This window comes from Pseudophaeobacter arcticus DSM 23566, from assembly GCF_000473205.1.
Classification (GTDB): domain Bacteria; phylum Pseudomonadota; class Alphaproteobacteria; order Rhodobacterales; family Rhodobacteraceae; genus Pseudophaeobacter; species Pseudophaeobacter arcticus.
Map to the genome: position 1 here is coordinate 1,373,091 of NZ_KI421507.1, position 25,465 is coordinate 1,398,555.

General features: G+C 58.5%; 26 protein-coding genes. 16 read left to right on the forward strand and 10 right to left on the reverse strand.

Annotated features, from left to right (window positions below):
- The first annotated feature begins 54 nt into the window (after positions 1-54).
- From der to ARCT_RS0110555, 3 genes are all read left to right on the forward strand, one after another.
- Positions 55-1,524 (forward strand): ribosome biogenesis GTPase Der, encoded by a 1,470-nt coding sequence (gene der / locus ARCT_RS0110545; protein WP_027240038.1) that lies wholly within the window; start codon positions 55-57, stop codon positions 1,522-1,524.
- A 223-nt stretch (positions 1,525-1,747) separates the two neighbouring features.
- Positions 1,748-2,701: a fatty acid desaturase gene (locus ARCT_RS0110550; protein WP_027240039.1), complete on the forward strand. Its 954-nt coding sequence runs from the start codon at positions 1,748-1,750 to the stop codon at positions 2,699-2,701.
- A 70-nt stretch (positions 2,702-2,771) separates the two neighbouring features.
- Positions 2,772-3,467, forward strand: coding sequence for a helix-hairpin-helix domain-containing protein (locus ARCT_RS0110555; protein ID WP_027240040.1), 696 nt, complete (start codon positions 2,772-2,774; stop codon positions 3,465-3,467).
- Between the two features lie 103 nt (positions 3,468-3,570).
- Here the strand turns inward: ARCT_RS0110555 and serS are convergent, their stop codons facing one another.
- Complete coding sequence (gene serS, locus ARCT_RS0110560) at positions 3,571-4,863, reverse strand: serine--tRNA ligase (RefSeq protein WP_027240041.1); 1,293 nt, start codon at positions 4,861-4,863, stop codon at positions 3,571-3,573.
- A gap of 353 nt (positions 4,864-5,216) precedes the next feature.
- Between serS and yajC the strand changes: the two genes are divergently transcribed.
- The 9 genes from yajC to ARCT_RS0110605 all read left to right on the forward strand — a co-directional run bounded on the left by yajC (position 5,217) and on the right by ARCT_RS0110605 (position 11,528).
- Complete coding sequence (gene yajC / locus ARCT_RS0110565; protein WP_036785718.1) at positions 5,217-5,495, forward strand: preprotein translocase subunit YajC; 279 nt, start codon at positions 5,217-5,219, stop codon at positions 5,493-5,495.
- 33 nt (positions 5,496-5,528) lie between these two features.
- Positions 5,529-7,190: a protein translocase subunit SecD gene (gene secD / locus ARCT_RS0110570; protein WP_027240043.1), complete on the forward strand. Its 1,662-nt coding sequence runs from the start codon at positions 5,529-5,531 to the stop codon at positions 7,188-7,190.
- Positions 7,191-7,192: 2 nt separating this feature from the next.
- Positions 7,193-8,161 carry a protein translocase subunit SecF gene (gene secF / locus ARCT_RS0110575; protein WP_027240044.1) on the forward strand — a complete coding sequence of 323 codons (969 nt, stop codon included), beginning with the start codon at positions 7,193-7,195 and terminating at the stop codon, positions 8,159-8,161.
- Positions 8,162-8,309: 148 nt separating this feature from the next.
- A complete protein-coding gene (locus ARCT_RS0110580) occupies positions 8,310-8,663 on the forward strand; it encodes an Mth938-like domain-containing protein (RefSeq protein WP_027240045.1) in 354 nt (117 codons plus the stop codon).
- Between the two features lie 132 nt (positions 8,664-8,795).
- Positions 8,796-9,410 (forward strand): heme ABC exporter ATP-binding protein CcmA, encoded by a 615-nt coding sequence (ccmA, locus tag ARCT_RS0110585; RefSeq protein WP_027240046.1) that lies wholly within the window; start codon positions 8,796-8,798, stop codon positions 9,408-9,410.
- Positions 9,407-10,063, forward strand: coding sequence for a heme exporter protein CcmB (ccmB, locus tag ARCT_RS0110590; protein ID WP_027240047.1), 657 nt, complete (start codon positions 9,407-9,409; stop codon positions 10,061-10,063). Before ccmA ends, ccmB begins: the two co-directional genes overlap by 4 nt.
- Before the next feature lie 40 nt (positions 10,064-10,103).
- Positions 10,104-10,835, forward strand: a complete 732-nt coding sequence (locus ARCT_RS0110595) for a heme ABC transporter permease (protein ID WP_027240048.1) — start codon at positions 10,104-10,106, stop codon at positions 10,833-10,835.
- 2 nt (positions 10,836-10,837) lie between these two features.
- The gene (ccmD, locus tag ARCT_RS0110600; protein ID WP_027240049.1) at positions 10,838-10,996 is read left to right on the forward strand and encodes a heme exporter protein CcmD; all 159 of its coding nucleotides are present in this window, start codon (positions 10,838-10,840) and stop codon (positions 10,994-10,996) included.
- Positions 10,989-11,528, forward strand: a complete 540-nt coding sequence (locus ARCT_RS0110605; RefSeq protein ID WP_027240050.1) for a DsbE family thiol:disulfide interchange protein — start codon at positions 10,989-10,991, stop codon at positions 11,526-11,528. The genes ccmD and ARCT_RS0110605 overlap by 8 nt, the downstream gene beginning before the upstream one ends.
- A gap of 66 nt (positions 11,529-11,594) precedes the next feature.
- On the opposite strand, the gene ARCT_RS0110610 is transcribed toward ARCT_RS0110605, so the two are convergent.
- The 3 genes from ARCT_RS0110610 to acnA form a co-directional block, all read right to left on the reverse strand.
- Positions 11,595-11,933, reverse strand: coding sequence for a DOPA 4,5-dioxygenase family protein (locus tag ARCT_RS0110610; protein ID WP_027240051.1), 339 nt, complete (start codon positions 11,931-11,933; stop codon positions 11,595-11,597).
- Between the two features lie 231 nt (positions 11,934-12,164).
- A complete protein-coding gene (locus ARCT_RS28790) occupies positions 12,165-12,299 on the reverse strand; it encodes a hypothetical protein (RefSeq protein WP_276202242.1) in 135 nt (44 codons plus the stop codon).
- Positions 12,300-12,377: 78 nt separating this feature from the next.
- On the reverse strand, positions 12,378-15,080 hold the full coding sequence (gene acnA, locus ARCT_RS0110625; RefSeq protein WP_027240053.1) for an aconitate hydratase AcnA: 2,703 nt from the start codon (positions 15,078-15,080) through the stop codon (positions 12,378-12,380).
- A gap of 276 nt (positions 15,081-15,356) precedes the next feature.
- On the opposite strand from acnA, the gene ARCT_RS0110630 reads away from it, so the two are divergent.
- A complete protein-coding gene (locus tag ARCT_RS0110630; RefSeq protein ID WP_051360671.1) occupies positions 15,357-16,100 on the forward strand; it encodes a DUF1223 domain-containing protein in 744 nt (247 codons plus the stop codon).
- Positions 16,101-16,181: 81 nt separating this feature from the next.
- On the opposite strand, the gene ARCT_RS0110635 is transcribed toward ARCT_RS0110630, so the two are convergent.
- The 6 genes from ARCT_RS0110635 to ARCT_RS0110660 all read right to left on the reverse strand — a co-directional run bounded on the left by ARCT_RS0110635 (position 16,182) and on the right by ARCT_RS0110660 (position 22,535).
- Positions 16,182-17,120 carry a lysophospholipid acyltransferase family protein gene (locus ARCT_RS0110635; RefSeq protein WP_027240055.1) on the reverse strand — a complete coding sequence of 313 codons (939 nt, stop codon included), beginning with the start codon at positions 17,118-17,120 and terminating at the stop codon, positions 16,182-16,184.
- A gap of 143 nt (positions 17,121-17,263) precedes the next feature.
- Positions 17,264-18,391, reverse strand: a complete 1,128-nt coding sequence (locus ARCT_RS0110640) for a flagellar motor switch protein FliG (protein WP_027240056.1) — start codon at positions 18,389-18,391, stop codon at positions 17,264-17,266.
- Positions 18,392-18,467: 76 nt separating this feature from the next.
- Positions 18,468-19,001 carry a tetratricopeptide repeat protein gene (locus ARCT_RS0110645; RefSeq protein WP_027240057.1) on the reverse strand — a complete coding sequence of 178 codons (534 nt, stop codon included), beginning with the start codon at positions 18,999-19,001 and terminating at the stop codon, positions 18,468-18,470.
- 336 nt (positions 19,002-19,337) lie between these two features.
- Positions 19,338-20,642: an adenylosuccinate lyase gene (purB, locus tag ARCT_RS0110650; protein WP_027240058.1), complete on the reverse strand. Its 1,305-nt coding sequence runs from the start codon at positions 20,640-20,642 to the stop codon at positions 19,338-19,340.
- 239 nt (positions 20,643-20,881) lie between these two features.
- Positions 20,882-21,139 carry a DUF6455 family protein gene (locus ARCT_RS0110655; protein WP_027240059.1) on the reverse strand — a complete coding sequence of 86 codons (258 nt, stop codon included), beginning with the start codon at positions 21,137-21,139 and terminating at the stop codon, positions 20,882-20,884.
- Positions 21,140-21,290: 151 nt separating this feature from the next.
- Entirely contained in the window at positions 21,291-22,535 is a 1,245-nt protein-coding gene (locus tag ARCT_RS0110660) for a bifunctional alpha/beta hydrolase/OsmC family protein (protein ID WP_027240060.1), read from the reverse strand.
- 279 nt (positions 22,536-22,814) lie between these two features.
- Between ARCT_RS0110660 and ARCT_RS0110665 the strand changes: the two genes are divergently transcribed.
- The 3 genes from ARCT_RS0110665 to ARCT_RS0110675 all read left to right on the forward strand — a co-directional run bounded on the left by ARCT_RS0110665 (position 22,815) and on the right by ARCT_RS0110675 (position 25,392).
- On the forward strand, positions 22,815-23,483 hold the full coding sequence (locus ARCT_RS0110665) for a DUF1007 family protein (RefSeq protein WP_084300956.1): 669 nt from the start codon (positions 22,815-22,817) through the stop codon (positions 23,481-23,483).
- Entirely contained in the window at positions 23,468-24,490 is a 1,023-nt protein-coding gene (locus tag ARCT_RS0110670; protein WP_027240062.1) for a nickel/cobalt transporter, read from the forward strand. The genes ARCT_RS0110665 and ARCT_RS0110670 overlap by 16 nt, the downstream gene beginning before the upstream one ends.
- Before the next feature lie 146 nt (positions 24,491-24,636).
- Positions 24,637-25,392, forward strand: a complete 756-nt coding sequence (locus ARCT_RS0110675) for a heme-dependent oxidative N-demethylase family protein (protein WP_027240063.1) — start codon at positions 24,637-24,639, stop codon at positions 25,390-25,392.
- Positions 25,393-25,465 lie beyond the last annotated feature (73 nt).

The window sequence follows — 25,465 nt, forward strand, 5'->3', positions numbered from 1 at the left end:
GTGGCCGCATAGATGCGCTATTGGGCGCGTCTCAAACGCTGAAAGTTGGGTCCGATGTCTTTTACCCTCGCTATTGTGGGCCGCCCGAATGTGGGCAAGTCCACGCTGTTCAATCGCCTTGTAGGCAAAAAGCTGGCGCTGGTTGATGACCAGCCCGGTGTGACGCGCGATCTGCGCGAAGGCGAGGCGCGTCTTGGCGATCTGCGCTTTACCGTGATTGACACGGCCGGTCTGGAAGATGTCACCGATAACTCGCTGGAAGGCCGGATGCGGCGACTGACCGAACGCGCGGTGGATATGGCCGATATCTGCCTGTTCATGATTGATGCGCGTACCGGGGTCACCCCGGTTGATGAAATGTTTGCCGAAATCCTGCGTCGTAAATCCGCGCATGTCATTCTGGCCGCCAACAAGGCCGAGGGCAACGCCGCCGAGGCAGGTGTTCTTGAAGCCTATGGTCTGGGTCTGGGCGAGCCGCTGCGGCTGTCTGGTGAACACGGGGAAGGTATCACCGATCTCTATGCAGAGCTTGTTCCCCTCGCAGATCAGTTTGAGGCCGATGCGGTGGATCATTCTCCTGTTGTTGACCTCGATCTGGATGAGGATGACGACTGGGACGAAGAAAACGCGCCACCCGTGCCAGTGCCAACCCGTGAAAAACCGCTGCAGGTGGCCGTGGTTGGCCGCCCCAATGCCGGTAAATCGACCCTGATCAACAAGATCCTCGGCGAGGATCGTCTGCTCACCGGGCCCGAGGCGGGTATTACCCGTGATGCGATCTCATTGCAGATCGACTGGTCTGGCACCCCCATGCGGATCTTTGACACTGCCGGCATGCGTAAAAAGGCCAAGGTGCAGGAAAAGCTCGAAAAGCTTTCGGTTTCTGACGGGCTGCGTGCGGTGAAATTTGCCGAGGTCGTGGTTATCCTTCTGGATGCCGAGATCCCCTTTGAACAGCAGGATCTGCGGATTGCCGACCTGGCTGAACGTGAGGGCCGGGCTGTGGTTGTCGCGGTCAACAAATGGGATGTCGAAGACAACAAACAGGAAAAGCTGGCGGCCCTGAAAGAGAGCTTCACCCGGCTGTTGCCACAGCTGCGTGGCGCCCCCTTGGTGACGGTTTCGGCCAAAACCGGTAAGGGGCTCGATCGTCTGCATGCGGCCGTGATGCGTGCCTATGATGTCTGGAACCGCCGCATTCCAACAGCGGCGCTGAACCGTTGGCTGACGGGCATGCTGGAGCAGCACCCGCCCCCCGCACCGCAGGGCAAGCGGATCAAGCTGCGCTATATGACCCAGGCCAAAACACGTCCGCCAGGATTTGTGGTGATGTGTTCGCACCCGGATAAAATTCCGGCCAGCTATACACGCTATCTGGTCAATGGGCTGCGTCAGGATTTTGACATGCCCGGCTCACCGATCCGCCTGACCATGCGGGGGCAAAATGACCAGAACCCCTTCAAAGGGCGTAAGAAAGCTCCGCCCTCCAAGCTGCGCAAACACCTGTCCGGGCGCCGCGCCTAGCTTGGGTATTTAGGGTCCGCCTTCTTCAGGCGTGTTGAATTTTCACGTTCCAAACACCTCAGAGCTGTATGCTCTGGGGTGTTTTTGTTTGAAGAGAGAGCGCAGTTGGGTCAAGATCGGGAAAGAAGGCGGGGGCTGCGCTGGCAGATTGAGTGAAACATCCGTTTTTGAACGATCCAGAGCTTTCAAACCCGCGTTACACTTGGCATTTATTTGAATCCCCATGGACCTAAGAAACTATACCCGCAGTTACGCTCAGCAAGACAACAAATTGGCTTTGTTGAGCTATTTTGGCACCTTTGCCACCTATTTCTGTGCGCTCTATCTGGCGGTCAGCCAGGCTGATAAACTGTATATTTTGATCCCCTGTGGCCTGGTTTTTGCTTTCGCCTCGGTGCGGCTATACGTGTTGCAACACGATACCGGCCATCACTCCCTGTTTGAAACACGGCTTCAAAACGAGCTGGCCGGCCATGTGCTTTCGCCCTTCACCTTTGCGCCTTTTGAGGTGATGAAGCAAAATCACAACCTGCATCACGCAAATATTGGCAATCTTGACCATCGCGAAACCGGCGAGATCCACACGATGACCCTGCAAGAGTGGCAGCAGGCGGGGTTTTGGCAGCGGCTTTATTATCGCCTGTATCGTAACCCGCTCCTGTTTGTGCCACTGGGCGCGGCCTTCACCTATTTCATCCGCTATCGCTGGCCCAAGAACAGCACGCGCTTTGGCGCGCTTGGGGTGATCCTGCACAATATCGCCATCCTGTGTTTGCTGTGGCTCTTGTATCAGATCACAGGCTGGCAGGGTGTGTTGATCTGGTTGGGCTTTTCCTTTCTGGGCGGCATGATCGGGGTGTTTTTGGTCTATCTGCAACATAATTTTGAAGACACCTATTGGGATCGCCGCCCGGATCTTAATCCTGCCGAGGCTGCATTGCAGGGCTCTTCCTGCCTGGATTTTGGCTGGCTCTTTGATTTTGCCGTTGCCAATATCACGCTGCATGACATTCACCACTTTAACGCGCGTATCCCCAGCTATCGGCTGCGTCAGTGCCACTATAACCTGCCTGCCGAATTTGCGTTGCGGCGTATCAAATTTGCCGAAGCCTTGGGCGCGCTGTCGCTAAAGCTCTGGGATGAAGAGAAAAAGAGGCTTGTGCCCTTTCCGGGGTAACTCTTGGCGTGCAATAATTGCGCAGTACAAGCCGACGCGCAGCAGGGAAATTCAGAGGAGTAAGGCAGGAATGACCGACATAATTGAATTGAGTGGCGTTGGTCCGGCGCTGGCAAAAACGCTCAAAGAGCACAGGTTGCACACGGTTGAGGCCGTCGCTGCGGCCTCCCTGGAGGATTTGAAAGCCATCCCCGGTATCGGTGCCGCCCGCGCCATGCGGTTGAAGCGGGCCGCAGAGGCAGAGGGCTCCGCTGAGGCCAAACCAGCCGCAGCGCCCGCCAAACCAGCTACTGCAGGCGCGGTCAAATCTGGCGGTGCAGGGGCGGCAAAGACAAATTTACCGGCAAAAGCAAAAGCTAAACCCGTGGAGATAACACAAGGCAGCACGGCGGCTGGGTCCGATGTGGTCTCGGTTTCCGAGATTGAAGAGGCCTTGAGCATAGCTCTGGCGGCCGCAGAGGCGGCGCGCGAGGCGGCTGAGCAAAAGGCAGCCAAGGCCAAGGCCAAAGCCAAAAAATCCGCGCGCAAGGCCGAAGCTCTGATGGAAGAATTTGGCAAGGCAAAAGAAAAAGCCCGTACCAAGGCAAAAAAAATGAAGGCCGAAGCGCACCGGGCAATTGAAGATGAAAAGGCCAAGGCCAAGGCAATTTTGGAAGGTCTGGCTCAAAAATCCAAAGACATGGGCAAAGAGAAAGACAAGAACAAGAAGCCTAAAGCCAGCTCCAAATCGTCTGGCAAAAAGAAACCCAAGAAGCTCGACCTTTGATTCTGGGGTAATACTGCCCGGGGACGATTGGAAAAAGGAGCGGCGCTCGGGAATGAGTGCCGCCCCTTTTTTCTAACTTGCTATCAGGTCCGGATTGGACCCTTTAGACCAGATCCCCATTGGCGGTGAGGGTCAGTTTGTTTTTCAGATAGGGGCCCAGAACCTCAGGCAAGATGACCGATCCATCGGCCTGTTGGCCATTTTCCAGAACCGCAATCAGGCAACGGCCAACTGCCAGACCAGATCCGTTGAGGCTGTGGACAAACTCAGGCTTGCCACCATCCGCCGGGCGGAACCTGGCGTTCATGCGGCGCGCCTGAAAGGCGCCGGTGGTGGAGACAGAGGAAATCTCGCGGTAGGTGTTTTGCCCCGGCAGCCAGGCCTCGATATCAAAGGTGCGCCGGGCGCCAAAGCCCATATCGCCAGTGCAAAGCACCACGGTGCGGTAGGGGACACCCAATTTCTCCAGCAGCCCCTCGGCGCAGCGCAGCATGCGCTTTTGCTCGGCATCAGACTCATCCGGATGGGTGATCGAGACCATCTCGACCTTTTCAAACTGGTGCTGGCGCAGCATGCCAGAGGTGTCGCGCCCGGCCGAACCCGCCTCGGAGCGGAAGCACTGGGTATGGGCGGTCATGCGGATGGGCAGCTCAGCCGCCTCCAGCACGTCGCCAGCAACGGAATAGGTCAGCGTCACCTCAGAAGTGGGCACCAGCCACCAGCCATTGGTGGTCTGGTAGCTGTCATCGCCAAATTTTGGCAGCTTATCAGTGCCATACATGGCTTCATCACGAACCAGAACCGGGGTCTGCACCTCGGTGAGGCCATTTTCATCCACATGGGTGTCAACCATGAACTGCGCCAGGGCGCGGTGGATACGGGCGACGCCGCCCTTGAGGAAGACAAACCGCGCCCCCGAGGTCTTGGCGGCGGTTTCAAAATCCATCGCCTGGGCCACGCCTGCGATCTCAAAGTGTTCTTTGGCAGCAAAATCCAATTCCCGCGGGGTGCCCCAGCGGTTGACCTCGACGTTGTCGTTTTCATCGGCGCCATCAGGCACATCATCGGCGGGCAGGTTGGCAATACGCGCCAGCATGTCGGTCTGTTTGGCGTCCAGCTCTTTGGCCTCGGTCTGCAGTGCAGCCACTTGCGCCTTCTTCTCGGCCACCTCAGAACGCAGACGTTCAAAGGTCTCAGTGTCGCCCTTGGCCTTGGCGGCGCCAATTTCCTTGGCAGCTTTGTTCTGCGCGGCCTGCGCGGCCTCGGCTTCCTGGATCTTGGCGCGGCGCGCCTCGTCCAGCGCCAGAATGTCTGAGGACACGCCCGCATCCCCACGCCGCGCCAAAGCAGCGTCAAAAGCAGCAGGGTTTTCGCGGATTGCACGGATGTCATGCATGGTGTCGTCTCCTCGACGGTTTTTGAATCAATAGGCAACCTATGCCGCAAGGGTTACCAAAGAGGAAGGGGGCAGGGGCAAAAGCTGGCAAATGTTGTAGCGCCGCACGGGAAGGGGCGGCAGCTGCCGGGGCCACTTTGCCTATGTGCGGTGTGCCCTTGCTGGGGGGCGGGTTTGCCTTGGTCGCCTTGATGGCTTCGGTAGCATCAGCCGAGATCGCATTTCCCCCAGCTTTTCAGGGCCAAACAGCGGGCCTGCCTTGCAATGCTTGGGTGCAGCGCATAGGTTCGCCGCAAATTCACGGCACCTCGCCAAGAGGGTGCCGTATAGACAGAAGGAAGACCCCCTTGGATATGAACCAAATTGGCCAGTTTCTACCGCTTATTCTGATCTTTGCGATCATGTATTTCCTGCTGATCCGTCCGCAGCAAAAAAAGATGAAAGAGCACCAGACCATGGTCTCGAATGTGCGTCGCGGCGATCAGGTGGTCACCCAGGGTGGTTTGATTGGCAAGATTGCCAAGGTCAAAGATGACAACGAAGTCGAAGTTGAACTGGCCGAAGGTGTCAAGGTGCGGGTGGTGAAATCCACCATTGCCCAGGTTCTGACCAAGACCGAACCGGCAGCTTAATTGCCCCCTTTAACAAACTGAAAAGGCAGGGCAATGCTTCAAATTGATCTCTGGAAAAGGGTTCTCATCTGGCTGGTCTGCGTGACCGGCCTTTTGCTTGCCCTGCCAAATGGGTTTTACACCCGGGTGGAGCAGTCTAACGATGCTGCCGCCGAAATTATCGCCCAAGGCGACACCCCCGAACGACAGGCCTTGGTCGCGCAATGGCCCAGCTATCTGCCGTCCTCGCTGGTCAATCTTGGTCTCGATCTGCGCGGTGGCGCACATCTTCTGGCCGAAGTGAAGGTCGAGGAGGTTTACGCTGCCCGCATGGATGCGCTTTGGCCCGAGGTGCGCGATGCACTGCGGCCCGAACGCGCCACGGTTGGCAGCTTTCGCCGTCAGCAAGCGCCCGAGGGGCAGATTCGCCTGAAGATCTCCAAACCCGAAGGCATGCCTCGCGCGCTGGAGTTGGTGCGCGGCCTTGCCAATCCGATCACCAGCCTGACGGGCGCCGGCGGCAATGACATCGACGTATCGGGGCAGGGTGATATAATCACCGTGGAACTCTCCGAGGCGGAAAAACTCGCCTCCGATGATCGCACCGTGCGCCAGTCGCTGGAAATCGTGCGTCGCCGGATTGATGAGGTCGGCACCCGTGAGCCGACCATTCAACGCCAGGGCGCGGATCGGATCCTGATCCAGGTGCCGGGCATTGGGTCTGCGTCTGAGCTGAAAGCCATCATCGGCACCACCGCGCAGCTGACCTTCAACCCGGTTGTCGGTCGCGGATCTGACGCGGATGCGCCTGCAGGCGTGGGCAACAAGGTCATCCCATCGCTGGATGAACCTGGCACCTATTACACGGTCGAAGCAGCACCTGTGGTCACCGGCGAACAACTGGTTGATGCCCAGCCTGCCTTTGACCAGAACGGCCGCCCGGCGGTGAACTTCCGGTTCAACACCTCTGGTGCGCGCAAGTTTGGCGACTATACGGCGGATAACATTGGCTCTCCCTTTGCCATTGTGCTGGATGATGAGGTGGTCTCGGCCCCGACCATCCAGTCGCATATCCCCGGTGGCTCCGGCATTATCACCGGCAATTTCACCATCGAGGAAAGTACCCATCTGGCCATCCTGCTGCGCGCCGGTGCCCTGCCTGCAGGGCTGGAATTCCTGGAAGAGCGCACCATTGGCCCAGAACTGGGCCAGGACAGCATTGATGCCGGCAAGGTCGCCACCATTGTGGCCTTTATCGGCGTGCTGGTCTTTATGGCGCTGAGCTATGGGCTGTTTGGGATTTTTGCCAATGTGGCCTTGATCCTGAACGTGGCGCTGATTTTTGGCTTCCTCAGCCTGATTGGCGCAACGCTGACACTGCCGGGGATTGCCGGTATCGTGTTGACGGTTGGTATGGCGGTGGATGCCAATGTGCTGATCTTTGAGCGGATCCGGGAAGAGCTGAAAGCTGGCCGTGGCCCTGCGCGGGCCATCGACGAGGGCTACTCCAAGGCGCTGAGCGCCATTCTGGACGCCAATATCACCACCTTCATCACCGCTGTGATCCTGTTTGCCATGGGCTCGGGTCCGGTGCGGGGCTTTGCAATCACGTTGGGACTGGGCATTTTGACCTCGGTCTTTACCGCGATCTTTGTCACCCGGTTGATTGTCGTGATGTGGTTTGAGCGTCGCCGTCCCAAAACGATTGAGGTGTAATCATGCGGTTAAGACTTGTTCCCCAGGAAACCTCTTTCGATTTCTTCAGCAAGTGGAAGATCTGGCTGGGTATTTCCGCCCTTATGATGATTGTCGGACTGGCGTCCTTTGGTCTGCAGGGGTTGAACTTTGGCATCGACTTTCGCGGTGGCACAACCGTGCGGACCGAAAGCACCACGCCGATTGACGTAGGCCAGTACCGAGAGGCCATTGCGCCACTGGAGTTGGGCGATATCTCGATTACCGAGGTGTTTGACCCAACGTTTGAGGACGACCAGCATGTTGCCATGCTTCGTATTCAGGCGCAGGCAAATGGTGAGGCGATGTCCGCTGAGGTGATCCATACCTTGCAAACCACGCTGGACGCGGTGGCGCCGGGCATCAAATTTGTCTCAGTTGAATCCGTGGGCCCCAAGGTCTCGGGGGAACTGGTGCAAACCGCCATGCTCTCTGTGGTGCTGGCCATTGGTGCGGTGCTTATCTACATCTGGCTGCGCTTTGAGTGGCAGTTTGCGCTGGGTGCGGTTGTGGCCCTGGTGCATGACGTGGTGCTGACCATCGGGATCTTTTCCGAGCTTCAGATCAAATTTGATCTCGCCATCATCGCGGCGCTGCTGACGATTGTAGGGTATTCGCTCAACGACACCGTGGTGGTGTTTGACCGGGTGCGCGAAAACCTGCGTCGCTATAAACAAAAAGACCTGTCGGAGGTGCTGAACCTGTCGATCAATGAAACCCTCAGCCGTACCATGATGACCTCGGTCACCACTCTGCTGGCGCTGATCTCGCTGTATGTGCTGGGCGGCGATGTGATTCGCGGATTTGTCTTTGCGATGATCTGGGGCGTGATTGTCGGGACCTATTCCTCGGTCTTTGTTGCCTCCACCATTCTGCTGTGGCTGGGCGTGAAACGCGACTGGAGCAAGCAGGCCAATACCGCCGGCAACCAGTTTGGCAATATTGATGCCTGATTGCTTCGATCCGAAGCACTGAGGATACAAAAAGACGAAGCTGCGGGGACTCTCCGCAGCTTCGTTTTGTTTTGACAAGCCGATTGCGGACATGGCAGGGATTGCTCCGGTTTGAGTTCCGCGCCGCACAAGAGAGATTGGACAGCCCATGCAGCTCAATGAGGTGACATTTACGGAGGCCCGGCCTGTTGATGGCTATGGGCCCGGGTTCTTTCGTGTCGGCGGAGAGGTGCATGACGGCGCCTTGTTGATCACCGCAACGGGGTTGAGCGCCTGGGGAGGCTATGACGATGATGCGGGCCTTTTGGCGCTGGCCGGGCAGGTGGACGTCTTGTTTATCGGAACCGGGGCGGAAATCGCCCATATCCCTGCAGAGCTGCGCAACAGACTCGAAGGGGCGGGGCTGGGGGTGGAAGTGATGAACTCTCCGGCGGCCTGCCGAACCTATAATGTGCTGCTGTCTGAGGGGCGCCGGGTCGCGCTGGCAGTCCTACCAGTCTGACGCCGGTTGACTGGATCCAGCGGCAATGGGGCTGCAAAGGTGAACATCCCCGGTGAGATTTGACCTGCCGCAAGGCGTGACCCTGGGCTTTCGTTCTTTTGTGCAACCAAACAATGAGATAAGCCTGTATTCATGTCACTGAATGTATCAGATCTGAGTATTGCCCGTGGGGGGGTGCCGGTGCTGGAGGGGATCAGTTTTGAGCTGAAGCCCGGACAGGCTTTGATTTTGCGTGGCCCCAATGGAATTGGCAAAACCACCCTGTTGCGCAGCATCGCAGGGCTGCAACCGCCGCTTGCTGGCACGGTCAGCGGTGGCGAGGATCAGATTGCCTATGCGGCACATTCCGATGGGTTGAAATCCGCTTTGACCGTGACCGAGAACCTTACCTTTTGGGCCAGTGTTTTTGGCACGCGCAGCATCGAACCGGCGCTGCAGGCCTATGATCTGACCACGCTGCGGGATCGTCCGGCAGGGGCGCTCTCGGCGGGGCAGAAACGGCGGCTGGGTCTGTCGCGGATGATGGTAACGGGGCGGCCGATCTGGGTGATGGATGAACCCACGGTGAGCTTGGATCAGGCCTCGGTCAGCCTGTTTGCCACTGCGGTGCGTAGCCATTTGGGCGCCGGGGGATCGGCGCTGATTGCCACCCATATCGACCTTGGGTTGGATGCCACTGTGCTGGATGTCGGCCCCTATAAGGCGGCGCCGCTGGATATTGATGACTTTGACGGAGGCTTCCTGTGATTGCGCTGCTGATGCGGGATCTGCGCCTGGCGGTGCGGGCCGGGGGCGGATTTGGCCTGGGGCTGGCCTTTTTCCTGATTGTCACCGTTATGGTGCCCTTCTCGGTTGGCCCTGAGTCCGATCTTTTGGCGCGGATTGCGCCGGGGGTTCTGTGGCTGGGGGCGCTGTTGTCCTGCCTGTTGTCCCTGGACCGGCTGCTGGCGCTGGACTGGGAAGATGGCTCGTTGGATCTGCTGGCCACAGCACCGCTGCCGCTGGAGGCTGTGGTCAGTATCAAAGCGCTGGCCCATTGGATCACCACCGGCCTGCCGCTGGTTCTGGCCGCGCCTATGTTGGGGGTATTGCTGAACCTGCCGCTTGAGGGCTTTAAATGGGTGTTGATCTCGCTGTTGCTGGGTACCCCTGCCTTGTCGGTGATCGGAACCTTTGGTGCTGCGCTGACAGTGGGGCTGAAACGGGGCGGGCTATTGCTGTCGCTGCTGGTGATGCCGCTTTATGTGCCGACGCTGATCTTTGGCGCCGAGGCAGCCCGGCGCGGCGCAATGGGCATGGTGGTGGAAACGCCTTTGCTGATGCTGGCCGGCATTTCCGCCGGCGTTATCGCGCTGATGCCCTTTGCCAGCGCAGCCGTATTGCGTATCAATCTGCGCTAACTATGTAATCAACCGAAATCACGGGAACGAGAGAGCCAAAATGTCGATCTGGGAATATGCCAATCCACGAAAGTTCCTGCACACCTCGGAACGGGTGATGCCGGTGCTATGGGTGAGCGCGGGCCTGTTGATGGCCATAGGGCTGATCTGGGGGTTCTTTTTCACACCCGATGATTACCGCCAGGGCTCAACCGTCAAGATCATCTTTTTGCACGTGCCGGCAGCCCTGATGGCGATCAACGCCTGGTTCATGATGCTGGTGGCCTCGCTGATCTGGGTGGTGCGGCGTCACCATGTCAGTGCATTGGCCGCCAAGGCCGCAGCCCCTGTCGGGATTGTGATGACGCTGATTGCCCTGGCGACAGGTGCGATCTGGGGGCAGCCGATGTGGGGCACCTGGTGGGCCTGGGATCCGCGACTGACCTCTTTCCTGGTCTTGGCGCTGTTTTATCTGGGCTATATCGCCCTCTGGGAAGCCATTGATAATCCTGACACTGCTGCGGATCTGACGGCGATCCTGTGTCTTGTTGGGACGGTTTTTGCGGTGCTCAGCCGCTATGCTGTGAACTTCTGGAACCAGGGGCTGCATCAGGGCGCCTCGCTGAGCCTGGATGAAAAGGAAAACGTGGCGGATGCCTTTTCCAACCCGCTCTATGTTTGCATGATTGGCTTTGGATTGTTCTTCCTTGCCATGGTGTTTTACCGCACCGGGACAGAAATTCGCGCCCGGCGCATCAAGGCGCTAATGGCGCGTCAACGGCAGGAGGCGTGACCATGTTGCCAGATCTGGGAAAATACAGCGATACGGTGCTGTCGGCCTATGCAGCGTCCCTGCTGCTACTGGCGCTTTTGGTGGTGCTGACCCTGTGGCGCGGCCGTCGGGTCCGGCGCGAAATGGATGCTCTGGAACAAAGGATGCGCCGGGATGGCTAAGTTCTCTCCGCTGATGGCGGTTCCGATTGTGGTGTTTGCCAGCTTTGTGGGCCTCGCGGTCACCGGCATGTACCGGGAGGATCCCGAAAGCCTGCCGTCGGCCCGCGAAGGCCAGCCAGCCCCTCCGGTGGTGCTGAGTGAATTTGCCGGTAAAGAACTGTTTAACGATGCGGCTCTGCGCGACGGTGAGGTCAAGCTGGTCAACTATTGGGCCAGCTGGTGCGCGCCCTGTCGGGTGGAACACCCGAATCTTGAGGCGCTGTCGCAGGAGGGGCTGACGATCTACGGGGTGAACTACAAGGACCAGCTGGACAATGCTGCGTCATTTCTGGATGAGCTGGGCGATCCCTATACGGCCATTGGTCGCGACGAAAAGGGCCGCATGGCCCTGGATTGGGGCGTCTATGGCGTGCCGGAAACCTATGTGGTTGACGGAAACGGCAAGATCATCCTGCGCTTTGCCGGACCAATAACGCAGCGGGTGATCAAAAACACCCTGCGCCCGGCCATTGAAAAGGCCCGCGGCAACTAAGCCTGTCTTTCCCCCAAGACAATTGCTTGGGGAGCAGGGGCTGCGGGCCCTGTTGCTCAGGCAGCGTCAGTCAAAGATCGAAAGGTCGAGATCAAGGCCGCAGCCCAGCCAAATGCTGTGGTCGCGGTGGTCTTCCAAGGCGTTTCCGGTTTCGGGATGGGCAAAAACAATCAGATCCCCCCGGTTCAGGGCCAGCCATGGCAACAGTTCGGAAAACTGTGCAGGAGTGGCGGCCAGTTGGCAGGACCACATTGGATGTGGTCCGACGGGTTTTTCGTGGATGCGGCCCATTTGAACCCCAAAGCGCGCGGCGGCGGTGTCGCAAAGGATTATTGCCGCTTGCAGGCTGTCGGCGTCAAAATAGACATGGGCGTGGTAGCCCTGGATGCTGGAGATTTGTTTCATTTTACCAGCCTATGCGCAGCGGGTGCCCGTTCATACCTCTAGCGCTTCACAGGGCCTGTGCGATTCTACGCGTGATACTGGACGCGCCTGCGAAAGACGATAGCCACCTGATACAGTCAGGACTTCGTCGGCGTTGTTTACGATGACATCCATCCGGCCAAAGCGCGCCATGGTGGCCTTTATCACCTGCTCAGTGCTGCCATCCTGAGTGAGATCTGCCTGCAGAAACAACTAGTTGTCATTCGGATCGGTGACAGGTTCGCGGTGGCGCCAGGTCAGCGCGGCATTGTTTCCTTGTTGAAACAGCACAGCGATGGCGCGCCCAATACCATAGGTGCCGCCGGTGATCAGAACAGGTTTGACCAACCTGTGACCTCCTCAAAACCTCGGACCCCGACAAACGCTCCACCAGAGCGCCGGCCAGGATCGAGGGCTTTCACGGCCTCAGGATTTGGCGAGGTTGCGCAGCACATAGTGCAGCACGCCGCCATTTTCGACATATTCGATTTCTGGTGCGGTATCTATGCGGCACTTCAGGGTGATGTCCTTGACCGTGCCATCAGCAAAGGTGATGGCGCAGGGCACATCTTGCAGCGGCTGGATGGTGTCGAGACCAAAGATTGAAACCGTTTCATCCCCGGTGAGGCCGAGGCTTTTGCGGCTGTCGCCATTGGTGAATTCAAAGGGGATCACCCCCATGCCCACCAGATTGGACCGGTGGATGCGTTCAAAGCTTTCAGCGATCACCGCCTTGACACCCAAGAGCGCGGTGCCTTTGGCAGCCCAGTCCCGCGAGGAGCCGGCGCCATATTGTTCACCGCCAAAGATCACCAGCGGAGTGCCTGCCGCCTGATAGGCCATCGAGGCCTCATAGATCGAGGTCTGCTGCCCATCTGGCCCTTTGGTATAGCCGCCTTCAACCGGGCTGCCGTCTGCCTGGGCCAGCATTTCGTTCTTGATGCGGATATTGGCAAAGGTGCCGCGCATCATGATCTCGTGGTTGCCCCGGCGGGAGCCGTAGGAGTTGAACTCACGGGGCTGCACCTGGCGCTCCAGAAGATGCTGGCCGGCAGGAGTGGTGGTTGCAAAAGAGCCCGCCGGAGAGATGTGGTCGGTGGTGACCATATCGCCAAGCAGCGCCAGCACCTTGGCACCGGTGATATTGGTGATGGTGCCGGGGGTCGGCCCCATACCCTGGAAATAGGGCGGGTTCTGAATATAGGTGGACTGGGGCGGCCAGTCATAGGTCTCGGCATTGGTGGTTTCTACCGCTTGCCATTTCTCGTCGCCTTTGAAGACATCGGCATATTTGGACAAAAACGCCTCGCGGGTGACGGTTTGATCGACCAGATCCGCGATCTCCTTGGTGGAGGGCCAGATATCCTTGAGGTAGACATCCTGGCCGTCCTGGTCCTGACCAATGGCATCGCGGCTGAGGTCGATATCCATGGTGCCAGCCAAGGCATAGGCCACCACCAGCGGCGGCGAGGCGAGGTAGTTGGCGCGCACATCGGGGCTGATGCGGCCCTCAAAGTTGCGGTTGCCCGATAGAACCGAGGTTGCCACCAGATCGCCCGTTGCAATCGCTTCGGACAATTCCGCCTGGATCGGGCCGGAATTGCCGATGCAGGTGGTGCAGCCATAGCCCACCAGATTAAAGCCAATCTTGTCGAGATCCGCTTGCAGCCCTGCGGCCTCAAGATAGGCAGAAACCACCTGGCTGCCCGGCGCCAGCGAGGTCTTGACCCAGGGCTTGCGGTCCAGCCCCAGGGCGGCGGCCTTGCGGGCCACCAGGCCAGCCCCGATCATCACATAGGGATTGGAGGTATTGGTGCAGGAGGTGATCGAGGCAATCACCACCTTGCCGCTTTCCAGCGTGTAATCTTCGCCCTTGACGGCAACTTGCTTGCCCATGGGGCGCTTGAATGTCTCTTCCATTTCGCGGCGGAAGGCGCTTTGCCCCTCGCTGAGCGCCACATAGTCCTGTGGCCGTTTGGGGCCGGAAATCGCGGGCACGATGGTGCCCATATCCAGGCTGAGCCTATCGGTATAGATCGGCGCATAATCAGCACCGCGCCAGAGCCCGTTTTCTTTGGCATATGCTTCGACCAGCGCCAGACGATCCTCATCGCGGCCGGTATTGCGCAGGTAGCGCAGGGTCTCACCATCAATTGGGAAAAAGCCGCAGGTGGCCCCATATTCGGGTGCCATATTGGCGATGGTGGCGCGATCGGCCAGGGGCAGGTGATCAAGACCGGCGCCAAAGAATTCGACAAACTTCCCAACCACGCCCTTGGCACGCAGCATTTCCACAACCTTGAGCACCAGGTCGGTGCCGGTGGTGCCCTCGACCATTGCGCCAGTAAGCTCAAAGCCAATGACCTCGGGGATCAGCATCGAGATCGGTTGACCCAGCATGGCCGCTTCGGCCTCGATGCCGCCAACGCCCCAGCCCAGAACGGCGACGCCATTGACCATGGTGGTATGGCTGTCGGTGCCAACCAAGGTGTCAGGATAGGCAATTTCCTCGCCATTTTGATCGGTGTCCGACCAGATGGTCTGCGACAGGTATTCCAGGTTTACCTGATGGCAGATACCAGTGCCGGGGGGCACGACGCGAAAATTGTCAAAGGCGCCCTGACCCCATTTCAGGAACTGATAGCGCTCCATGTTGCGCTCATACTCGCGGTCCACATTCATCTGAAAGGCGCGGGGATTGCCAAATTCATCAATCATCACCGAGTGGTCAATGACCAGATCGACGGGCACCAGCGGGTTGATCTTCTTGGCGTCGCCCCCCAGGGCCTTGATGCCGTCGCGCATGGCGGCAAGATCGACCACAGCGGGCACGCCGGTGAAATCCTGCATCAGTACGCGGGCAGGGCGGTAGGCAATCTCACGCGGGTTCTTGCCCCCCTTGGTGCCCCATTCTGCAAAGGCCCTGATGTCATCGGTGGAGACCGAAAAGCCGCCATCCTCAAACCGCAGCATGTTTTCCAGCACCACCTTCAGGGCGGCGGGCAGTTTGGAGAAATCTCCCAGCCCGGCTTCTGTGGCGGCCGGGATTGAATAGTAAGAGATCGACCGGTCGCCGGAGCGGAGCTTGCGGCGGGTTTTGGCGGTATCTTGTCCAACGGTAATGGGCATCTTGGCCTCCCTTTGGGGCATGTAACAGGGAACTCGCTGTTGATTTTGTGCCATTGCATTGGATTTCACACAATAGCGGAGGTGGCGCAAACTGGTGACAAAGCCATCAAATCACCAAATCCCCGAGTTGCCAATGTCGGGCTCAAGACGGGCTCAAGAATGATTGATTGGCGTTACACTGCGCGGCGCAGTAAACCAGACAGGCCAGCAGGCCAGAAAAGTAAATCAGAGAGGCCAGTAGACCAGACGATGGGCCAGACGCGGAAAGTACCAGCCATGAGACGTAAAACAGCCCTTGCCACCGCCCTCTCTGCGGTCCTTTCCGCTGTCTTGGGTCTTGCCTTGCCAAGTGGCGCGCTGGCGCAGCAGGGGGAGGAGGCTTCGCCGCAGCCGGTGGTGGTGGAGCTATTTACCTCGCAGGGCTGCTCTTCCTGTCCGCCCGCTGACGCGCTGTTGAAACAGCTGGCTCAGCGACCAGGGGTAATCGCGCTGGCGCTGCATGTGGATTACTGGGACTACATCGGCTGGAAAGACTTCTTTGCCAGCCCGTCAAATACCAACAGACAAAAGGGCTATGCGCAGGTCAACGGGCGCAAGATGATCTATACGCCGCAAATGATTGTCATGGGACAACAGGATATCCCGGGGAGCGATGTCATGGGGCTTTCTGAAGCGATTTCAGCCTATCAGGCCCGCCCACGCCCTGTGGCGCTTGAACTGCAGCGACAGGGCGGGCGCCTCACGGTGACGGTTGCGCCACGCGGCGCTTTGCCGGAGGGCCCTATTGCAATTCAGCTGGTGCGCTACACCGCATTGGAAACCGTGGAAATAACCCGTGGAGAACTGGCAGGCCATCAGATTGACTATGCCAATATTGTCAATGATTTTCAGCAGGTCGCGATCTGGGATGGGCAGAGGGCCAGCGCCTTTACAGTTGATTATGATGGGGCGCAGCCCGCCGCCATTTTGGTACAACTGGGCCCCTTTGGGGCAGTCTTGGCCGCCGCACAAGTTGAGTAAGATACATGGGAGGACCGGCAGCCTTAGTGGCTCAGGTTTTTCATGTATACATCTGATTTATAATGAAAATAGCACAGGTCTCTACCTGGATTCTATTTTGTCTTCCGGAGGATGTTCTGGCGCCGGGAGGAAGCCAAGTGGCTTCCAGCGCCGGTGGATCCAGAACCATTGGCCCATATGGCGGCGCACCATACTCTCCAAATCATCGCAAATGGCCCGCGTCATAGTGACAGGATCCGAGGCAGGGATTTCGCCATTCAGGACGACCTCAAAATCCAGGCCGTTCCCCTGACGGATGCCGTAGACCGGGATCAGGGCCGCGTTGTATTTCAAGGCCAGCTCAGCCGGTACGGTTGAGGTGACAGCGGGTTTGCCAAAGAAATCTATCAGCACGCCATCATGAACGTGGAGATCGGCAACAATTGCGATAATACCCCCTTTTTTCAGGTGTCGCACCATTTCCACCATGCCACGCCTGCCCTGTTCGAACATCGGGGTGCCAATATGGCTGATGGTGCGTACATAGTGGGTGTTGAAAAAGGGGTTGGCCATACGCCGATACAATGCGCCCATGGAAAACCCGCGAGAAATCAACCCGGCGCGGGCGGCGTCGTAATTGCCAAAATGACCGGTGACCAGAATGACAGGCCGCCCTGCGGCGCGCGCCTCTTCCAGGGCTTTCAGCCCGTCGCCGGTGATGGGGGCTGCCTTGGCACGGTCGACAAATGGCGCCCCGGCGTAGAGCTCGGCAATGGTGCGACCAGCATTGTTGCTGACCTCACGGCACAGGTGATCGACCTCGGGCTTTGTCAGTTCGGGGCAGGTCAGGGCCAGATTGTCCCGAATTCTGCGATCAAAGCCTACCAAGGGTCCAAAGGCGCTCACCAGCTTGCCGATCAGAGGAATACGCCAACGATAGGGCACAAATCCGGCCAATCCCAGGATCCCGCGCAGAGCGATATTTTCGACAAAATAGGAGGCACGTTGTTTGGCCGTCAGTTGCGATGGATCTAGGGGCATAGAGCGGATTGCCTGCAGGGACATGGAACAGAAACGAACCATAACCTTTGGTGAACAAAGGCACAACCGAAGACCATAATCGCTGCCCGAGGGCCTGTTGCAACGCTGACCCTATGGCCGGATCGTTGCGATTGGCAGAAGGCTTACTCTTCGTCCTCTTCGGAGATCAGCTCAATCTCACCGGTAGTGATGAGGTCGCGCATCGCCGAAACGATCAGACCAAAGGCTGCTTCGCCATCATTGCGCTTGACCTTGCCGCGCTCTGCCACTTCTTCCCGAATATTGGTGGCCATGCGACTGGACATGTTGTCGAGCAGGAATTCATTGGTGGCAATATCGTCTTCTTCGGTGGCAAAGGCGATGGCGGTCACCAGTTCTGGAAGCGCCAGCACGCGCATCAGTTTGGGCACGTCTAGCGGCTGCATCCGCTGCGCCAATAGACCATAGGTAAAGATGGCTTTGCGCACATCAGTGGCAAATGCCTCGTCTTCTTCTTCCAGCGCGATGAGAACCTCTTCCCGCTTGGCGGCTGCAGCTTCGGTCAGAATTGCACCGACACGTTGGCCGGGCGTGGTTTCAAAGGCAAGATCGGGCCGTGCCTCGACCTGACCCGCAAGAGAAAGGCCAATGCGATCAACGGTTTCTGGGGTGACATTGCTGGTATGGCTTACGGCATAGGTAATTTGGCGCGCCACATTCCCCGGCAAATGCATCAGCATCTTTGCCGCTTTTGCGGTATCAAGTTTTGACAAAAGAACCGCTGCAACTTCGATGCTTTCGGCTTCGGCGAGGGCGGCAAGGTCTTCGGGGGGCAGGGCTTTGAGGCGCTCCCAAGGATCGCCAAACTGGCGCACGCCGGCCTCTTTGCGCAACCGGCTGGCGGTTTGGCGGCTGATCCGCCCATCCATTGCAGTCAGGGCACCGGCCAGACCATTTGGAAAGGTGAGGCCAACATTGTCCAACATTTCCGCAAATTCAGAGGCAACAGCATAGAGCGTTTCGCGGTCGATAAGACGCATCTTTCCCATCTGCTGAGTCAATTCCATTTGTAACTCATCAGGCAGATCTTCGATTGGAATATCAGCACCTTCATTGAGCAGCAGGCGCACAACAATGGCAGCTTTGGCCTTCCCGCTGAGCTTTGGGGCAGACAGAGAGCTTCCGCCCATTCCGCCCATTCCGCCCATTCCAGCCGGAGCCGGAGCGGAAAAATCGCCCATCCCACCACCATTGGTGGTCATTGGTAGCGCCAACATATCGTCTTGCAGCATTCTAGCACCCTAGCCAAAAAGATTCTTTTTCGGTCAGGTACAAACTAGCCCACAAGCGGTAAAGAAAAGCTGAAGCTCAGTAGCTTGTTGTGGCACCGGTCTCCAGAGCCAGACGCAGAGAGGTTTCCGGCCAGGTTCCAGCGCCGCCGCGTGCCCGAATTTCCTTCCACTCCGCCAGGGCCAAGCCAAATTGACCTTCCTCGACAAAGCCTTGACCCATGTAGGACCGGGCCAGAAGATTGTTGGGATCGGCAGCAATTGCTTGGTCGTAATAGTTTTGGGCGAGGGCGCGATTGCCCAGCTTGCGGTGGGTGAATCCCCAGTAGGTCAGCACCCGTGGGGCGTCTTGATCATGCATCGCTGACAGCACCGCCTGGGCGTCTTTGTTGCGCCCGGCATAGGCAAGCTCGCGCGCGGCCTCAAACAACCCGTCCTGATCGAGCGAGGACTCTTTTGGCGCGACACAGCGGCCCTTTACCTCATCCCAGACCTGTTGGCCTTTGCAGGTCTTGGTTGTTTCGCTGGGTGTCGGCGGGGTCATTGTGTCGCCCCCGGCTGAGAGTGCGGGGAGAGGCAAGACCAGGGCGGCAGCAAGCAAGAGATAACGCATCAAACAACTCCGAAAACAAATAAGGGCTTTGCACCACTATAGCGCAAAATATGCCTTTGGTGGCAAGCACCTCTGGTCGTTCGGTCACGTTGATGTGAAGCCCGGCTGTTCTGGGCCTATCTTGCAGCGCAAGGGCGACAGGGAGGGAGCAAATGCCAGGTGAAGCCGTTTTGCAGGCTGTTGAGTTTTTTATCGTCCGCGATACGCGTAGATCGCCTGTTGGCTACGCGCCCCGGTGACGTCCAAACCAGAGGTTTTGGCCAGGGGTGCAGTCACGAAACAGGCGCGCCTCCCCTCGGAGACGCGCCTGTTTGTTGTTGTCGTCACCTTTGGCAATTAGGCGCCAAAGACCCGTTTGAAAATCGTATCAACATGTTTGGTATGGTAGTCCATGTTGAACTTTTCCTCGACACCTTCTGTGCCCAACGCGGCGACCACATCGGCATCAGCCAGCAGCAGTTCGCGGAAATCAAGCCGTTCTTCCCAGACCTTCAACGCATTGCGCTGCACCATGGAATAGGCGTCTTCGCGGGATACACCTGCCTGTGTCAGCGCCAGAAGCACCCGCTGGCTCATCACCAGTCCGGGGAACTTGTTCATATTGTCCAGCATGTTTTCGGGGAAAACCAGCATCTTGTCGATGACACCGGTCAGGCGGGCCAGGGCAAAATCAAGGGTGACGCAGCAGTCGGGGCCAATCGCGCGCTCAACCGAGGAGTGCGAGATATCACGCTCGTGCCACAGGGCGACATTCTCTAGTGCCGGGATCACAGCCGAGCGCACCAGACGGGCGAGGCCGGTGAGGTTTTCGGTCAGGACCGGGTTTTTCTTGTGCGGCATCGCCGAGGAGCCTTTCTGGCCCATCGAGAAGAACTCCGCGCCTTCCAGCACCTCGGTACGTTGCATGTGACGGATTTCAGTCGCGACGTTTTCGATCGACGAGGCAATCACGCCCAGGGTGGCAAAGAACATTGCATGGCGGTCACGCGGGATTACCTGAGTCGAGATCGGCTCGGGGGTCAGGCCCAGTTCGGCGCAGACATGTTCTTCGATTGCGGGGTCGATATTCGCAAAGGTGCCCACCGCGCCAGAGATTGCGCCGGTGGCAATTTCTGCCCGCGCCAGCTTGAGGCGCGCCATGTTGCGGTCCATCTCAGCGTAGAAACGCGCAAATGTCAGACCCATGGTTGTGGGTTCGGCGTGGATCCCGTGGGAGCGGCCAACACGTACGGTGTCCTTGTGCTCCAGCGCGCGCTTCTTAAGCGCTGCCAGCAGGGCTTCCATGTCCTTGATCAGAATATCAGCAGAGCGCACCAGCTGCACGTTGAGGCAGGTATCCAGCACGTCGGAAGAGGTCATGCCCTGGTGGACAAAGCGGGCCTCTTCTGATCCCACATGTTCGGCCAGATGGGTCAGGAAGGCGATGACGTCATGTTTGGTCACGGCCTCGATTTCGTCGATGCGGGCGACGTCGAATTCCACATCCTTGGCTTTCCAGACCGCATCGGCGTTTTCGCGGGGGATGACACCGATATTGGCCATGGCTTCGCAGGCATGGGCCTCGATCTCGTACCAGATCTTGAACTTGGTCTCGGGCGACCAAATGGCGACCATTTCGGGGCGGGAATAACGAGGGATCATTGGCGAAAGCACCTTTATGGGATTGTCCAGTTGATAGGGCGGGTCATAAGGGAGGCGCGCCAATTGGGCAAGACCGGGCAGGTGGATATGAAAAATGTCGCATCTCCCAAGTCGCTTTGCCACTTGGGGCGCGCCTGCGGGTCAGTTGCCTTGCCGTTCTGTCAGCGGAGCCCTGATCAAAAAAAGCGGCGCCTGTTACAAGGCGCCGCCGAATAAAACGGGACTGTTGTCCACCTGAGCTAGGTTTTGGGCCTATGCGCCAGCATATCGCGGTTGCGGCAATAGCCCGGCGCTTCTTCCAGATGGCTGTGTGATGCCTGCAGGTCGGCGCAGCCCGCTTGATTGGTGCAATGGCTGCAATTCATAACCGCACGTCTGAACTTGCGGCCCTCGGCCTCTGGGTCTGCAACGATGCTTTTGCCAAAATCAACGCCCAGGCGATCAGCCATACCCTCTACCAGGTCGGTGCTTTGCCCGAGTTTTGAAAAAAGTCCCATGCGCGTCTCCTCAGTGTGGACCTGTGTCCAGATTACTGAGAGCAAGATGACAGGGATCCAGCAGGGGGACTTTGATATGTATCAATATCAATTTCCGATCCGGGTTGATCACTGTCCGGCGAGGGCCCCAGGCCCCCGGGAATGGGGGGGATCAATAATCACCGCTCGACATCATTGAATGCTCTTCCTCCAATGTTGTCAGAACTTTGGAGTTGTGCTCCAGGGTTCGGTGCACCGGACATTTGTCGGCTATCTCCAGCAGCTTGTCACGTTGGTCTTCGCTCAAGGGGCCGCAAATTCGAATGGTGCGGATAAACTGGTCGATCTTGGCCGGTCCCGAAGGCAGAACATCCTGCGCGTGGACCTTGTCATGCGAGATATCAACGCTGACGCTTTCGAGCGGCCAGCCTTTGCGACGGGCATACATGCGAATGGTCATCGAGGTACAGGCGCCCAAGCCAGCCGAGACAAAGCCATAGGGCGACATGCCGCGATTGGTGCCGCCATAGGCCAGGGGTTCATCCGCATGGGCATGATGATGAGGACCAGATTGGATATCCTGCAAAAACCCTGTGGGATCCGCCTCGGTGATCCGCAAGACGCCTTCGGGCGCGCCGGGGGGCGGTGCGGGAGGTGTTAGATCAATGTAGCGCCCGGCCCAGGCTGCGATCACCTCGGCGGCATATTCCGCATCCCGCGCTTTGCTGATCAGATGGTCGGCCTCATCCAGGGTGACAAAGCTTTTGGGATGTTTGGCAGCGGTGAAGATCTCTGCGGCATTTTCCACGCTCACGGTGTCATCCCGCGGCGCATGCATCACCAAGAGGGCGGCATTCAGCTCCTGGATGGCTGGGGTCAGAACTTCGGCCTGGATATCTTCGACAAAATCACGACCAATTACAAAGGGGCGCCCGCCGAGGCAGACTTCGGCCCGATCCTTGGACCGGATCTCGGGCAGGGCCGCGTCAAAGTGATGTGAGACATGGCCCGGATCAAAGGGTGCGCCCAGGGTGACAACGCCCTTGATCGTCGCGATGCCCGCCCGCGCGCGCAAAACGGCAGCGCCGCCCAGGGAATGCCCGATCAGCAGCGATGGCGACATGTCGCGCCCGGCAAGGTACTGCGCGGCAGCAATGAGATCAGCAACATTCGAGCTGAAGGTGGTATTGGCAAACTCCCCGTCAGAATGTCCAAGCCCGGTGAAATCAAAGCGCAGCACGGCAATGCCCATGGAGGCCAGCCGTCCCGCAATACGCCGCGCCGCGGGAATATCCTTGGAACAGGTGAAACAATGGGCAAATAGCGCGGTTGCCAGCACGGGCCCGGCAGGCAGATCAAGCCGGGCGGAGAGGGGCTCACCGGAGTGGCCGGGAAAGGTGATGCGTTCGGTTGCCATGAGGAAAGGCCTTGTTGCTAGGGCTGTCTTAGATTGGGCAAGGCGGCGGCACAGGGCAAGGCGACTGCGGGAAACGTCACGGGAAGGTGAAGGAAAGAGACCGCGAAGGCCTCTCATTGGCTGCGAGCGAGACCTGGGCGACGAGCGAGACCTGGGCGACCTGTTTTGACTGACGTGTTTGGAACTGACTTGCCTGCTCAGCATGAAACGGCCGATCCTGCGCAACTATCTGCGGTGGAGCAATTGCAGCGGGCTGTCGCTGGCCGTAAGGTCCAGGTTATGAAACCTCTGTTGCTTCTTCCTGCCCTGATCTCTGGCCTGATGCTTCCGGCATTGGGGTCGGCGCATCCTCATGTCTTTGTGGACACTGGCTTTGCCCTTGAGTTTGATGATGACAACCAATTGGTTGGGATTAAGGTCACCTGGCAATATGATGAATTTTATTCGCTTTTGATCACCGAAGATCTGTTTCTCGACAAGGATGGAGACGGCAAGCTCACCCCGGATGAACGCCAGCGTCTGATTGGATTTGATACCAATTGGGATGAAGGCTTTAACGGCGATCTGGAAATTCGCGCAGCGGGCCAGCTCTTGGCGCTGTCCGGCCCGATGCAGGCCACCACAGACCTGCGTGAGGGGCGGATCGTCAGCTCCCATGTTCGGCAACTGGAGCCCCCGGTGGCCATGCAGGATGGGCCGTTTTCGATCAAGGCTTTTGATCCGTCCTATTACACAGCCTATGAGATCAATCTGCCGGTGACCCTGTCGGACCAGCTGCAGGGGCTGTGCCTGCTGGAGCGGATCGAGCCGGATATCGCTGGCGGATTGGCTTTGATGCAGGCCCAGCTGCTGCGGCTGAACGCCGATGCCGATCTGGAAGAGAATGATATTCCGCTGATGGGCGGAGAATTTGCCACGGAGATCCTGGTTACATGCCCCGCATCATAAAAGCCCTGGCCCTGGGCCTGGGCTGCATTGCCCTGTGTCTGTGTATCTGGTGGCTGTCGCGAGGGGCCTTGGCACCTTTGGGCGATTGGGCGGCGGGGCATCAACGCGAATTTCAAAATCGGATTGCCGGATCTTTGCGGGCGCTGCGGGCTGGGGAGCCCGGGGCGATTATGGCGCTGATGCTGCTGTGTTTTGCCTATGGGTTTTTCCACGCCATTGGGCCGGGCCACGGGAAAATCCTGGTTGGCGGCTATGGGTTGGCGCGCAAAACGCCCTGGCTGCGCCTGGGCGGTGTGGCGCTTTTGTCCAGCCTCGGCCAGGCGGTCACGGCAATTGTCTTGGTCTATGGTGCCATTTCGCTGTTGCAGCTGGGCCGCGACAGCCTGATCGGGCTGGCAGAAAAGACAATGGCACCAATCAGCTATGGGGCTATTGGTACGATTGGCCTGTGGTTGCTGCTACGGGGCCTTCGCAAGCTCTGGCGCAGCGCCGCTGAGACTTCGCATGCCGCTCATGATCAGGGCTCTACGTCTGAAACAACGCAGGGCCAAGGTCATGGGGCTCATCACGCGCATGGCCACGATCACAGCCATCAGCATGACCCCAGCCACGACCACAACCATGGCGCATCAGAGGTCTGTAGCGATTGCGGTCATCGCCATGGCCCCAGCCTGGAAGAGGTCAGCGGTCTGCAGTCCTGGCGCGAGGCCTTGGTTTTGATTGGAGGAATCGCGATAAGGCCCTGCACCGGAGCGTTGTTTGTTCTGGTCATCACCTGGCAGATGGGGATCGCTATGGCTGGCATCGCCGGGGCCTTTGCAATGGCGCTTGGTACCGCCTTGGTGACGATCACGGTGGGGCTTGCGGCGCTTGGTCTGCGCGGTGGGGCCCTGGCGGTTTTTGCCCGTACAGGCCGTGCGGCGCAGATGGTGCCTATTCTTGAGATCGGCGCTGGCTTTCTGGTTGTGCTGGTTGCTTCTGGGCTTTTGCTGCGCAGCCTTGCCTAGGAGGTTTGAAAACCAAAGGTCCGGCGCGATTTTACATTCAGCCATGGTCTGAAATCTTGAGCCTGAAATCCTGAGGCTGCTAACTTGGGCCTGCTACCCTGGGCCTGCAATTTGATTGTCCCGAAAAACGACCCTGAAAGCCTCGCATGATTCTGCAAAAATCCATCCCGTATAACCCGCTTGAAGAGGTACCGCTGCCTGGGATCAAGCCGATGAACCTTGCCGATTGGCTGCGCCCGGATGAGGCCTTTGCCGCGCAGGTGGCCTATCGGGCCGAGCTGTTGTCCAACAGCCGCGACAAGGTGCTGATGATGCATCCCGATGCGCAGATCGCTGCACAAGAGCTGCTGGAACTGGTGCTTGACCATCGCTATGACGGCGCGCGGGATCATGTGGTCCTTCCGGATGGGACCAGGGTCACGCTTGACTGGCAGCAGCCTTTGGCGACTCTGGGGCAGATCTGCCAGGAAGATTTCTGTATTCTTGAACGCGCCGAAGGCAGCCCAGAGCACGTATTGACCGGCGCGGTGCTGTGTTTCCCTGCCAGTTGGACGCTGGCAGAAAAGTTCATGCGCCCGCTTGTCGGGGTTCATGATACCGTCGACAGCTACGATAGCAAAATGGCATCGCGGGTTCAGCGTCTGTTTGACGGGGTGCAGGTGGGGCGGCCGCTGTGGCGGTTCAATGCGCTTTGGTATCAATCGCCTGAGCTGCACGCGCCGCGTGCAGAGCATGACCCCCGAGACCAAAGCCACGGCGAGGATGCGCCCTATCTGCGCAGCGAGCAGCAGGTCATTTTACGTCTCCCCAAATGCAGCTCGGTGGTGTTTTCGATCCATACCTACATGGTGCATCGCGATGACGTCATGGCGGAGTGGGGGCAAGATGTCGCTGCCAGCTAGTTAGCCCTTGTCTGCTGCGGGGCAGGTAGGTGGGGCGCTCTGGCAGTGGTCATCACCAGGGGCGGCCATCGGT